Raw genomic sequence first — 12,846 nt, 5'->3', positions numbered from 1 at the left:
AGCGGATGCCCCTGCGAGGTTCAGATATTCGCCCAATATGCTTCTGGCGCCTTCATGAGTCATGTCCGAAAACAGACTTACGATTCCCATCAGGGTTATAAATGTTATGGCGCCAGACAAAGCCCTTTTTTTATCCATGTTCTACTCCACTAATCCCGATTTGCTTATTTCATTATCCTGAATATAAATCTGCCAGCCACTCATATTGTCCATTCAGTCCATTCTATGTGGTTGTATTTCATTACATCGTCAGCCCTTTTCATACCGATTTTCTCATAAAAGCCTACAGCATCTTCATTGGCAATCAGATATATGGCTATATCCTTTTCTCCACCGGCAATTTCATGTGCAGTCTTCATGAGCTTGCTTGCGATACCTTGTCTCTCATAATTCCTGTCCACCCCAAGGTCTGTCACGTACAACCAATAGCAGAAATCTGTAAGCCCAAACAAAGCCCCAACAATTAGACCTTTATCATTACGCGCAATCAGGCTGATGGAAACATTCTTGACAAGCTTCCTGATTCGTTCTTCAAAACGCTCTTTTGGATATTGTGCCCCCAAATCCGTCCTCTTTAAAAAATCAACATATTCCTCAGCAGTAATGCGTTCTTCCGCAATATGAATCCGATCTTTTTTCATCATATATCTGTTGCCGTCATCACGAAAAATCTTATAGCCAAGCCTTTCATATAAACGAAATGCTTCAGTATTAGATTTTTCAACATGAAATAGAATGTGCTGTATACCAATTTCTTGTGCATAGGCCTCTGCTTCGTGGATTAAAGCACTTCCGATTCCAATATTGCGATACCTTTCTGTAACAGACAAATCATCAAGATATGCATAATCTGCTTCTGGCTCATGATGAACTTCTATTGACAAAAAAGCCACAACAGATTCATCCTCTGCTACCAGTATCCGTTCTTCGCCATTTGTCCAATAACGATTCAAATAGCCTAATTCGTAGCCCTTCACATCTTCTGTATGATAAATTGTCTGCAGCATCTCTGTAAACAATTCACGAATTCTCTGTTCATCTTGAGGAATTGCTATTCTAATCCTATACCCCATTTTTACTCCTACGATAGTATGTTTTACTGAAATTTTATTTGTGTCCCGATGTTCTTTTCAAAACATCTTTACACCAAGGGCAAAGTCAACATCCAATTAAGATGCAGATGTTCATCACCAGTTCGATTGTAAAAACACTTACAAACAGCTTTTTTATTGCTTCCTTTTGCTCAATTCCTATTCGTTTAAGTTCCATCTGTCCACCTCAGCTTATCCTCTGTATAATCCCCGCCACATCAACTCCGGGATGAGTCAGGTACATTCTGCAGATGCTCTCTGCCAGCTCTTCTGAAATCTTCAGTTTCTTTGCAATCTCTTTGTAAGTCGTTCCTCTGTCAGTCAGATCCATTGCCTTGGATATTATTCTATCTATATCCTTTGGAAGCTTTGAGTCCTGTTCCGCGGTGGCGATTACTCTTTTCTGAAATTCAAACTCTCCCGGGCCTGATATCTCAAGGATTGCAAAAGAAACTTCCTGGTCTGGTTTTCTTTTTCCGCAACATCCGGGATTAAACCATGCTTGCCCGTTTTTTTCTACCAGGCTATATTTATGGCTGTGTCCATAGATGATAATTGATATCCCTGCCAGGTCATCAGAAATCTTCCCTTTGTTGTGAATAACACAAATCTTATTACCAAGGAGCTCCACAGTTGCGGTCTCTGGAAGATATTCAGCCCATTCTTTGTCTGCATTGCCTCTTACAACAGTTACCGGAGCAATCTCCTCAAGGCGATCTATGACTTGTTTATTGTCTATATCTCCGGCATGAATGATATGATCAACGCCTTCTAAGCCATCGATAACTTCCTGCCTTAATAGTCCATGTGTATCTGAAAGAATTCCTATAAGCATCTGTTCTGATCTCTCCTAATTATCGCTCGCAAAAGAACTCCATTACTCCTCTTGTCCAAACATCTTTTTCAGACAACTTATGAATAATCATACCTTGTTTCAGACAAAAATAAAATAGTCCTGGAATTTCCAGAGCTATAGATATTATCCCTCATCTACTGCATTTTGAAAAAAAGGTATTACATTTGATGGTTCGTGTTGCTGTGCAATCCACAATGACAGTTTCTGCTGCATATTCATCTAGCTTTCTGCTGATGTATTAGTCGCCTTACTTATGACCCACAAGTAGAGACGTAGCCTTTTCCTGTTTGCCTCTTTCGAGCGTATATTTTAGCCAGTAATAATCATAGTTATCGAAAAATTCTCTTTTTGCATAATCTTCAGGTATCATAATAAAAGAATTCTCCATGGACTTAAGATATTATTTGGGCTGCATTTTTACAAAAGGCTTAAGGCCCTTAACAGCTTCTTTTCTGTCTATCTCCATGTCATTATTATCAACATCTATGAGCTTATAACGGTCATTTCCCATTCCCAGTTCTTTCATATAAGATAACTGCCTGTGTCCATGCCTCGTTTCAATTCTCTCAACAAGTGTTCTGTGCTCTTCCTCAGTCATTGCGTATACAAGGTCGATGCAAGCCTGATCCACAGCCAGAATATCAGTTGACGCAAGTATTCCCACGTTGGGAGTAACAACCGGCTCAGCTGCAACACCTTCACAGTCGCAGGATACGCTCATGTTCCTCATCACATTGACATAGGTAATGTTTTTTCCAAAATGATCAATAGTAGCCTTGGTGGATTCAGTGATCTTTTCCATGAGCTCCTCTTCCACTACGCCCCAGTCATTTCCATTCTTTGCATGTATCCATGCCTTCCCAATGCGACCGTCTGCACATCCTATGCCTATATTTTTATTGCTTCCTCCAAAGCCGCCCATGGTATGACCTTTAAAATGAGTTAGAACAAACATGGAATCATAATTTAGCATATGGGAACCATGGCTCATCTCCTTGAACCATTTTCCGTTTTTAACCGGAAGGGTGATCGTTCCTTCTTCATCCATGATATCGACAGGTGCAAAATTCCAACCATTTATCGCCAAAGTTTTTCTGTGGGATTCTGTAGTATATCGGTCTCCATCATAGAAAGTATTGGTTTCAACTATTGTGGCATTTTTTAGGCTCTCTTCCATATCCATCAGTTCCTTGACCCAGGACGGAGGTACTATATTTGGGCCACCCTGTTCTCCAGTGTGAAGCTTTATCGCAACTTTGCCTGTAATGCCATTATTAACTTTTTCATATACCTTTTGAATTCCTGCGGGCGACAAGTCCCTGGTGAAATAAACTATAGATTCAGCTCCGGTACGCTCTTCATACGGTACATATTTTGATCCGTCAGACATATTATAATCCCCCTTACTAAAAAAATTTTGAGTCGTTTGAAATTATTATATCAGAGAGAGTCACTGGGACGTTACAATTGACATCATATATTTTTAATGATAAGATTTTTCATATTTCCCATGAGGGAGTAGCAAGCGTTTTTACGTAGCAAGTCAACATACTGGCCATTGACCTGGCTTGTTTTAAATTGCGAGACTCATGTATAGTTGTTTACGGGAGAACTATACATGTTGTCATTTTTTCGAATGAACGATCAAGTATAGTTTTTCTGTACTTGATCTTTTTATTTTTCATTGTAGGAGATGGATTATGGGCTTATTTGAAGTACTGCTTTTGGCGGTAGGTTTGGCGATGGATGCGTTCGCAGTCTCTATTTGTAAAGGACTTGCAGTCGGCAAGGTCTCAAAGAAAGAGTATCTTTTGTGTGGCATATGGTTTGGAACTTTTCAGGCAGTTATGCCTCTTATAGGTTATCTGGTGGGTTCGAATTTTGTTAAGCTTATCAGCATGGTTGCGCCATGGGTAGCTTTTATTCTGCTGTCACTAATTGGTGGCAATATGATCAAGGAAGCTCTTGGTCCGGATGAGGAAGTGTCGCCCGGATTTGATGTCAAGACGATGTTCATGATGGCTGTAGCTACAAGTATCGATGCTTTGGCGGTCGGCATCACTTTTGTAGCTGTACCGGTTGAGATCATTGATTCAGGAAGTCTTATCAATGTTGTGATAGCAGTAATCATTATCGGAGTCATTACTTGTATCATTTCAATGGCAGGCGTTAAGATAGGCAGCGTTTTCGGAGATCGCTACAAGGCAGGATCCGAGATCATGGGCGGTACAATCTTATTGTTCATTGGATTCCGTGCACTTATAACACATCTGGATAATGCCAATACTCTCTCTGACACTGAGACAATCTTTGGCATGCTGATTCCTCTTATCGGAACACTTCTTGGTTCGCTGATCATCTATGCTCAGAAGGCTCAGCTCTCGGACAAAATGAGAGCTGTACTGGTTGGATTCAGTTCGGGAATTATGCTTTCAGCAGCAGTTTGGGGAATGATAGAGCCTGCAGTTGAAGGCTTTGGGACCGATGTACATAAGGGAATCATACCTGTGACAATCTGCTTTTGCGTAGGGGTTATCTTCCAGATCCTTCTTGATAAATTCATACCACATATACATGTTTATTCCGATATAACCGAAGGACCGGAAAGTAAATTAAGCCCCAAAATAAAGGCTGTTCTGAAGGAAGTAATCCATCATGTTCCCGAAGGAATAGCACTTGGTACTATTTACGCAGCGCATTTCATGAAGACTGAATGGATATCATCATCGGTTGCGCTTGTCCTGGCTATAGCCATCGCACTCCAGAACATACCGGAAGCGCTCAATGTTTCACTTTGGCTTAGAGAAGCCGGAACCAAAACAGGTAAGGCATTCCTTATGGGAGTTGTATCCGGTGCACCGATACCGCTTCTGGGCATTATCACAGTTGTGCTGGTCGTTTTATTCCCCAGACTTCTACCCTATATAATGTCAGTTTCCGGTGGAGCTCTTGTTTATACTACAATCGAGGAAATTCCTCAGATAGCACTTAAGCAAGACAACGACAGAGGTGCACTTTCCTTCGCCGTAGGCTTTGCAATCGTCATGCTGATGATCTTTCTCTAATAGAATCTGTTAAAAAAGGAGTTGTGAAGAAATGATTTCTCATTTTCATCTAGGCGAAGCCCTTTTTTAATGCCATTGATTGTGGATTTGACGAGTAGATATGCTACTATCCTCATTGATGACATGAGAGAAACTATTCTGACCTTTGCGTCCGTATAGATTTTCATAAAACACAAAGATATGCCGTTAAAAAGGTGGACAGTCACTTCAGCGATGTCCACCTATCTTATATTTATTATTTCAGCTTCATGCCATCTTTATCGGCATTTATCAGATAGTGAATGTTGCTCCAAAATCTATAACCGGGGTCTTCCCACATACGACAGCGGTGGACTATACGTAGACAGCTATGGTTTTAGTGTCAATCGATTTGCTCCATATAAAAACAGCTGCGGATTTTTAACTCCACAGCTGCCCATCTTATAATTCCTTGCCGCCTCTTATAACAACCTAGGTACAATGTAAAACAAAAGAACAATCAGCACTCCCAGTAACATATATTTCAGTCTGCTGTTATCCACTTTACTTGGGCTGTTTAGCATTTCCGTTCTAATAATATATCCAGGATAATTTACAGGTTTGCTTTCTGGGACAAAGTTCTCTCTAACAGCCTGCCCATACCATGTAGTTCCGGCATTATCCATCACATATCTTTTGAATCTCTCTGCGCTTTCTAAATCATTCAGCACTATTGCTGCGCGGTACAGATAGTATTGCCTTTCAACTTCATCCATTGGCCTTTCCTGTGGTGACTGAAGAACAGAATATACCTGCTGAGGAGCATTATTTTTGAAGCAATTAGCATATGCACCATACATTTGCAGATCACCAAATATTTTATTGTTCCAGGTTGTATGTCTCACCTTGGGATAAATCACAGATGCCTCATTTGCGCAGGATATAACCGTATCATAGTCGTTATAATACAAGGCTATGTAATGTTTTAAATGCAAAGCCAAAAGCATATTATAAGCAGTTGTTGATGACTCCTGCATAAGAGCAAGGCACTTTGCCGCTTTATCAATCTTGCCCAGTCTGAAAAAAATGCATCCAAAATTATACTGTGTCACGCTCCAGAGCATTTGTTTTCTCAGAGCTGTTGGTACAAAACTCAGATATCTTGATAAACCTTTATCCGGCCAGCACTCTCTGAATGCATATCTGTTTAGTTCAAGATGAAGTACCTTTTTCTGCTTTATATATGCGAATGCAGAGATTATGATAGCAGCCATAACCCCCTGAAATACCAGATCGTTATTAGGAATTATTCTTCCTCCCTGAATTATGTAAAAGGATCCTCCAAATAAAATTACATAGAACAGATTCCTCATCACACTGAACTTTTTTACACATTTATCTGCAAATTCGCTATCTGTAGGATATCCCTCCTCCCCGACTATCTGTAGTATTCTATTCCATTCTTCTTTGTTGCTCATTCCTTTATGTTTCCTTTACTGATATGTTCCCTTATTATCTGATCTGTAAGCTCATATAGCTTTTCCGAACCTTCTCTTGTCTTTGACTGTCTGCCATATACCTGTTCCTTGGTAACCCCATGCTCTCTCCAGTCACCTCCACCGTTACTGTTATTCAGCATAAGTGGCTGGAGGTTATCCATTGCATGCGCAAACTTCGATTCAGGAGTCTTATTTTCCTCAAACTCATCAAAAAGAGCTGTCAGTTCCTTTTTCTGATCCTCCGGTAAAATAGAGAATATCCTTTCCTTGGCTGCATCCTCTCGTTCCTTCTGGGTAGCAAGCCCCTCCTTGTCGTATGCCATAATCTTTTCTGCTTTCGAAAGTGACATACTAAATTTCATAGTCCTATCTCCATAATGTTTTTGTCCCAGTATCCATCAATATGCTTTTCTGCTGTCACAATACCTTCCATATCTTTCCAGGCATCGTACCATTCGTCTGGAATAAGATCATCCAACACTATCGGCCCTACACCATCCACGTACGGGACCAATTGTTCAAGTGTCTTTCTCAATTTTGTCCTGGCTTTTGTTTTCTCATTATCCCTGAGAAGATCCAGAATATCATTAGCCTGCTCAACCTTAACACTATCATAAAGGCCATAATAACCGCCATCATCAAAAGGATCATCCTCATCAACAATACGCGATATCACGATTGGATATTCCGCTACATCTGACGCTGCTATAATGTACCGCTCACTTCTTTTATTAGCAACTATTACACCATATCTGACATGTATAATAGGCCATCTGTCCCCGACTTCAAGTTCATTATCTGTTAGCCACTCATCCTCTACAGAGACATACTTTTCATTCCCATCATCATCTATAAGTGTAACTGAAACCATTGGCTTTTCTCCAGGCTTCAATTCTTCACATCCATAGTCTCCATCAAAAATCTGCTTGATTTTCCACTGTATCATCTATATGCCTTATTGCCTTCCTACTCTCACAAGTGTCCTGTAAAACTCCACTGCATCCTTAAGATCATTCTCATCAGGACGGCCTTTAGCAGTCCCCCCGATCAGCTTAAATGGACCAAAAGTATTATAGCCAGGACAGGTAAATTTCCCAACAATCTCAGCATTCTTACCCTTTATGGACTCTGCCATTGATTTTGAAAAATCCTTATTCATGGCACTTGTCATTATGAAGAATATCTTCTTATTCTGAGGAAGATTAGCCTGTGCAAAATTCTTAATCTGCTGGTGGAATTGTGCAGCGTAGATACCTGAAGCAAAACCTATAAGTTCATACTCACTCAGATCTTTCTCTGTAGTAACAGTTGCGTCAATCAGATCAACCTCGAATTCCCTTGCAATTGCATCCACTACTTTCTTTGTATTTCCATGATGTGTTGAAGCATAAACTATCGCCGTTTTACTCATTTTCCGAACCCTCACGTTCCAATATTTTTATATCCACTATAGATTATATCCCAGATGCGGCCTTCAAAATAGCCATACAGTAAAAAAACCTGCCCATCAAGGCAGCTGTTGTTTTAGGGAGGATGCTGTCTGGTTCTTCACCAGACAGCAGTTATGCCTCCTTAAATAGCTCCACAACACAACCAACACTATTCAGTGGTTATCGTTCCAGTAGTCCTCTGCTGCATCGTATGCCTCGTCCTCATCTTCGTAATCGTCCTCGTAATCATAGAACTCTTCATACTTGTCATCAGCAAAGTCCTGGGCTGATTTATAGTCATGAACTCCGTAATAGTCATAGCTCTTCTTTGATTTACCGGAGCTACTGCTCTTCTTTTTTGTGTTACTCTTACTGCTGGAATATGAGCTGCTGCTTGATGTATCCTTAGGTTTATGCTCGTAGCAGTAGATGCTTCCCGTGCTTCTCTTCCTGGTGCAGCCAGCCTTAACACAGTGCTTTGTGCTTGTGTTAGAAGAATATCTCTTATTGCTTAAATATAAGCTACTGCTGGAAGATCCGCCCTTATGCTCATAGCAGTAAATACTTCCGGTGCTTCTTTTCCTTGTACATCCGGACTTAGCGCACTGACTGTTGTATGCCAAAGTGCTCACAGATGTAGTTCCAAATATGGTAATTGCAACAGCGAATGCTATTAAAAGACTAATTATTGATTTCTTCATAACTTACCGCCTCCTTCTCTTACTTGAAAACGGTGTGGTTCCTCTTTATACAAGAATAAACCTGATTTATCTACAAATACACACCCGTTTCGGCGAAATATAACGTTTTATTTTCCCTGCGCTACATTAGTTAAAAGCACCATCTTTGTGGCAGATTTCATAATATTCACAGATGCAGCAAAAGTGCTTGCAATGCTTGTTATGTCCGCGCACACATTTTTTAACCCAATACACAAATCGCTTCATAGAGCCTCCTTTTCACCTGACAACCAGCGGCATCATAAGCAACATGGTCATCAGGATTGCTGCCGGTATACCAATTGTCACAAACCCAAAAGCCTTTCCCATACTGGAATTCTCCCTTCTCTTCAGCTGCATATCTACGTGTCTTCTTTTGATAATACAATTATCCCGCTTTACATGTCCTATAAAAATGACAGCTGTTAATCAGGTGACAAACCTCGGAGAAAGTCCCTTTTGAGCAGGTAAAAAGGGAGGCATAGTGTCTCCCTTACGCAGGCTCATATGAAGTTATAATTTACAAAGATCCTCGATCCATTCCCTCCTCTGAATAACCTCAAGCCATTCCTTGGGAATCCCATCATATCCGTAAAAAAGTCCCGCCAAACCACCAGCAATGGCTCCTATAGTATCGGTGTCATCTCCAAGATTAGCCGCTTTCAGCTCGCAGCTTTTAAAAGAGTCCGTAGTAATAAGTGACCAGACAGCCGCTTCAATGGTATCAACCACATAGCCGCTGCTCTGAATCTGAGACTCCGGAACTTCTGAAAACTTCTTAATATCCCGTAGTCTGTCATAATGCGAAAGTTCTGATGTATCCTGCAAAAACTCCGTATAGGACTCAAATCCTTTATCAAAGCCTATCTGCAGTCTTTCCACAAGAGGCCCCTTCTCATCCAGCACACTTTTAACACAGAAATAATAAAGTCCACAGGCGATCTGCCCTCTTATATGATTATGTGTAAGCCCGGCAACCTGATGAATCATGAAAACCGCCTCTTCATCTGTAAGTTTATTTTCATATGCATACAGGCATGCCGGGAGAATCCTCATCAGAGAGCCGTTTCCGTTATCACGTTCAGTGGTACCGCCGCAGCTTTTCAAATCGCCACCCTTCATGTAGCGGACAATAGCAGCCATCGTACCATGTCCCACATCAAAGGCTTCACCAAATGGCGTATATTCGCCGTTCCTAATCCACCTCGTAAACCTGTTCATGATATCCTTATGGTCAATGCCACCTTTATCCCTGATACTATCAAGAAGTGCCAGAGTCATACTGCTGTCATCTGTCCATGTCCCTACCGGCATATCATAAGTGCCATGTCCGATCATGGTTGTCACAGGATCTGCCAGAATCTCTTCCCTTGACATGAACTGCACAGGACAGCCCAGAGCATCACCCACAACAACTCCTATTATTCCAGATAGCCATATATTATCAGAAACCTTTCTGCCTGCATTAAATTTCATCACAAAAAACACACTCCTTTTATGACTCTGACCTCATTCTTCCAATCTCATCGCATCGTATCATCTCCTGCGCTGACCACTACGCTTTGCATAATCCTCCCGGATCTCAGCATCCCATTCGCAGCAGTTAAGCTCCTCTTCAGCATCCATTGCACTTCCTGCCATCATTACTGAGCAAACAGCCTTTGAAACACCTGCATAAAGATTTGCAGTACCTACTGAATCGTGCATATAGTTGACCGCTCTCTCCTTTTTAATGCCAAATCGCTGTGCCTCAGCATAGGAATCAATATTCGCGCCTATAAAAATAAACTGCCATCCATATTTCTTCTGCTCATGCTGGATCATCTTCTTGATCTGACCGTAGGAATATCTGCAGCTAGCATTTTCCATTCCATCAGTGGTTATTACGAAAATAGTCTTCTCAGGTCTCTTATCCTTAGGAGCATTCTTGTGGGCATTTACTGTGTGCTTTATTGCTCCGCCAACTGCATCCAGAAGCGCTGTGCATCCCCTTACGTAGTATTCTTCGGGAGTAATATCTCTAACCTCTCTGATATCCACTCTGTTATGAAGAACCTCTGTCACATCATCGAAAAGAATTGTTGATACGTATGCCTTTTCTCCGGTCTCGCGCTGCTTCTTTATCATGGAATTAAAACCGCCTATTGTATCCAGCTCAAGTCCTCCCATTGATCCGCTTCTGTCCAGTATATAAACAATCTCTGTATAACCTTTACTCATCTTGATACCTCCATCGTAACAATCATTTGTTTTCTACCGGCCCCACCTACGCTTTGCTTCGGATACAGTCTCACTAAGCTTGCATGCCAGCTAAGTTCGACTAGTATCTGCAGCGGAGCTCTATCTGATAATGTCATGTTACTATGGTGGCAAAAAAAATGGTCAACCGACAGGCGACCATTTTCCTCATCCCTTCGACAGCGGATCCAGTCCGTAATCAAAGAGTGTTATATCTATTTTCATAACGTTATAGTCCTCATGGATTATGAAATACTTGACCACAACATCCGTCTGCGAAATCGGGGACAACGCATATCCCGCGAGCCTTAAGAAATCCACCGTCTCATCCAGGTTTAATCTCAGCCCAATAGCCAGGGAAAGCACCTTTTCCTTGGAAGGCTTAACCTGACCTTTCAGTAGCTTTGAAAAGTACTGCTTGGAAATATTGGCAGCCGCATAAATCTCAGAATTCTTCAGTCCTTTCTTATTTATCAGCTGCTGCAGATGCTTCTCAAAGGAATCCGTATACATCTCCTTAAGGGCATCATCTAGGGACTGTGAATCTTTGGCTGCACCAAACATCATCTCAGCCTGGCACTCATCATACGCAGCCGCCATGGGAGCAGATTCTTTGGCTTTACCAATCCTTGCGGCTGACATAGCTTTCATAGCATCCGCAAAAATGCCGCGTTTACTCTTACTCTTTTCTCTTGGACTGCCCTGCGTTTCAATGTAATCTGGCTCTGGCAATCCTATTTTATCAGAAAGATCCGACGGTTCCTCTTCCCAGTCTTCATTGAATTCCTCTTCTTCATCACTCTCTTCAGAAGCAGTATCAGAATCCGGTTCCTCATCGAAAAAAGCAGACACGCTTTGTAGATATACCATTGAGTCTTCCGGAATGCCATCATGACTATATTCATCCTCCAGCACTCCGTTCACATACTCTTCATCGATAAAACTCTTTACATCATCAAAGATTTTACCAGAAACATGATAGGCATACTCCCCAAAAACAACCAGAGTAATCTGCATTTCATGATCAAGCAAAAACTCTGTAAATGCGTCAACAGCTATCTGAATTCCAAGCTCCTTGGGGAAACCATAGGTACCTGTCGCAAGAAGCGGAAAGGCTATAGACTCGCATCCATGCTCAGCAGCAAGAATAAGCGACCTGTCATAGCATTTTCTCAAAAGCTCTGCTTCGCCTTTATCCCCACCTTCCCACCAGGGGCCGCTGGTATGAATAATGTATTTTGCGTCAAGATCAAAAGCCGGAGTAATACCCACTTCTCCCGGCTCAAGAACACCTATCTCCCTGCGGGCTGCAAAAAGACTCTCCTCACCGGCAGCTTTATATATAGCGGCATCGACACCATCCCCTATAGCAACATCAGGATTTGCAGTATCAACAATGGCATCTGCTTTTACTTTTGTAATATCATTTCTGATAATTGAAAACGGCATTACATTCTCCCCTCAGGCAATGCTTCTCCTGTTTATATCTGTTACAGCCTTGCTTCTATATCCCTGATTACTCTGCCCATCTCTTCATCATTATGATCCATGATATGACCATAGAATTCGCCAAAAGGCATAACCCTTACATCGTTTACTTCGTAACAGTCAAAATCAAAGCCGCTTTCTGGGACATCTACTCGCAGCATAAAAACCTGCTAACAAATGTCAATAGCGAAACGGCTTATTTTTAAGTGTTTTCAATTTCACCATTTTTAAGCATCACAAAAAGGCTGGATGAATAATTCCAGCCTTTTTATAGCTGTTGCTACTTATTTGTAGACTGCGGTTACTCTTGCATAATATATACGTAGAAATTTATTTAATCCCGCTATTTTAGCGTGTTTTTTGCACTTTCCCTCATTTTCTTTCTTGATTATATAATTATATACAGCAGCATCTTTGGGCGCCGGATGACTCTTAAGTACCCGCATTACTTCATATCCTACTTTTCGTAAAGTTGATGATCCTCTCTTTGTCATCCTTCGAT

The 12,846-nt window shown here is 41.4% G+C and carries 13 protein-coding genes and 1 pseudogene; 1 reads left to right on the top strand and 13 read right to left on the bottom strand.

Annotated elements, in window-relative coordinates:
• Positions 1-200: 200 nt before the first annotated feature.
• The 3 genes from T501_RS21110 to T501_RS18680 form a co-directional block, all read right to left on the bottom strand.
• Positions 201-1,073 (bottom strand): GNAT family N-acetyltransferase, encoded by an 873-nt coding sequence (locus T501_RS21110; RefSeq protein WP_081843255.1) that lies wholly within the window; start codon positions 1,071-1,073, stop codon positions 201-203.
• A 205-nt stretch (positions 1,074-1,278) separates the two neighbouring features.
• Positions 1,279-1,926 carry a metallophosphoesterase family protein gene (locus T501_RS20530; protein ID WP_050008411.1) on the bottom strand — a complete coding sequence of 216 codons (648 nt, stop codon included), beginning with the start codon at positions 1,924-1,926 and terminating at the stop codon, positions 1,279-1,281.
• A gap of 421 nt (positions 1,927-2,347) precedes the next feature.
• The gene (locus tag T501_RS18680) at positions 2,348-3,337 is read right to left on the bottom strand and encodes a DUF362 domain-containing protein (protein WP_044916955.1); all 990 of its coding nucleotides are present in this window, start codon (positions 3,335-3,337) and stop codon (positions 2,348-2,350) included.
• Positions 3,338-3,647: 310 nt separating this feature from the next.
• Between T501_RS18680 and T501_RS22630 the strand changes: the two genes are divergently transcribed.
• Complete coding sequence (locus T501_RS22630; RefSeq protein WP_081843254.1) at positions 3,648-5,012, top strand: manganese efflux pump; 1,365 nt, start codon at positions 3,648-3,650, stop codon at positions 5,010-5,012.
• A gap of 440 nt (positions 5,013-5,452) precedes the next feature.
• On the opposite strand, the gene T501_RS18670 is transcribed toward T501_RS22630, so the two are convergent.
• The 10 genes and pseudogenes from T501_RS18670 to T501_RS21945 form a co-directional block, all read right to left on the bottom strand.
• The gene (locus tag T501_RS18670; protein ID WP_044916953.1) at positions 5,453-6,448 is read right to left on the bottom strand and encodes a hypothetical protein; all 996 of its coding nucleotides are present in this window, start codon (positions 6,446-6,448) and stop codon (positions 5,453-5,455) included.
• Positions 6,445-6,831 carry an HD domain-containing protein gene (locus tag T501_RS18665; RefSeq protein ID WP_330377120.1) on the bottom strand — a complete coding sequence of 129 codons (387 nt, stop codon included), beginning with the start codon at positions 6,829-6,831 and terminating at the stop codon, positions 6,445-6,447. Before T501_RS18665 ends, T501_RS18670 begins: the two co-directional genes overlap by 4 nt.
• Complete coding sequence (locus T501_RS21885; RefSeq protein WP_044916951.1) at positions 6,828-7,415, bottom strand: hypothetical protein; 588 nt, start codon at positions 7,413-7,415, stop codon at positions 6,828-6,830. Before T501_RS21885 ends, T501_RS18665 begins: the two co-directional genes overlap by 4 nt.
• Positions 7,416-7,424: 9 nt before the next feature.
• Complete coding sequence (locus T501_RS18655) at positions 7,425-7,880, bottom strand: flavodoxin family protein (protein WP_044916949.1); 456 nt, start codon at positions 7,878-7,880, stop codon at positions 7,425-7,427.
• Between the two features lie 192 nt (positions 7,881-8,072).
• Complete coding sequence (locus tag T501_RS18650; protein ID WP_044916947.1) at positions 8,073-8,600, bottom strand: hypothetical protein; 528 nt, start codon at positions 8,598-8,600, stop codon at positions 8,073-8,075.
• A 531-nt stretch (positions 8,601-9,131) separates the two neighbouring features.
• Complete coding sequence (locus T501_RS18645) at positions 9,132-10,094, bottom strand: ADP-ribosylglycohydrolase family protein (protein ID WP_044916945.1); 963 nt, start codon at positions 10,092-10,094, stop codon at positions 9,132-9,134.
• A gap of 60 nt (positions 10,095-10,154) precedes the next feature.
• Entirely contained in the window at positions 10,155-10,838 is a 684-nt protein-coding gene (locus tag T501_RS18640) for a vWA domain-containing protein (RefSeq protein WP_044916943.1), read from the bottom strand.
• A 186-nt stretch (positions 10,839-11,024) separates the two neighbouring features.
• Complete coding sequence (locus T501_RS22290) at positions 11,025-12,305, bottom strand: macro domain-containing protein (protein WP_044916941.1); 1,281 nt, start codon at positions 12,303-12,305, stop codon at positions 11,025-11,027.
• 41 nt (positions 12,306-12,346) lie between these two features.
• The gene (locus T501_RS21635; RefSeq protein WP_155994931.1) at positions 12,347-12,505 is read right to left on the bottom strand and encodes a hypothetical protein; all 159 of its coding nucleotides are present in this window, start codon (positions 12,503-12,505) and stop codon (positions 12,347-12,349) included.
• Positions 12,506-12,628: 123 nt separating this feature from the next.
• Positions 12,629-12,846, bottom strand: a pseudogene (locus T501_RS21945) (IS110 family transposase); the annotation flags it as partial.

This window comes from Butyrivibrio sp. WCE2006 (genome assembly GCF_000701985.1).
In the GTDB taxonomy this organism is placed as follows: Bacteria; Bacillota; Clostridia; order Lachnospirales; family Lachnospiraceae; genus Butyrivibrio.
The sequence above is the reverse complement of the archived record's forward strand: the minus strand, read 5'-3'. Positions and strand labels throughout refer to the sequence as shown.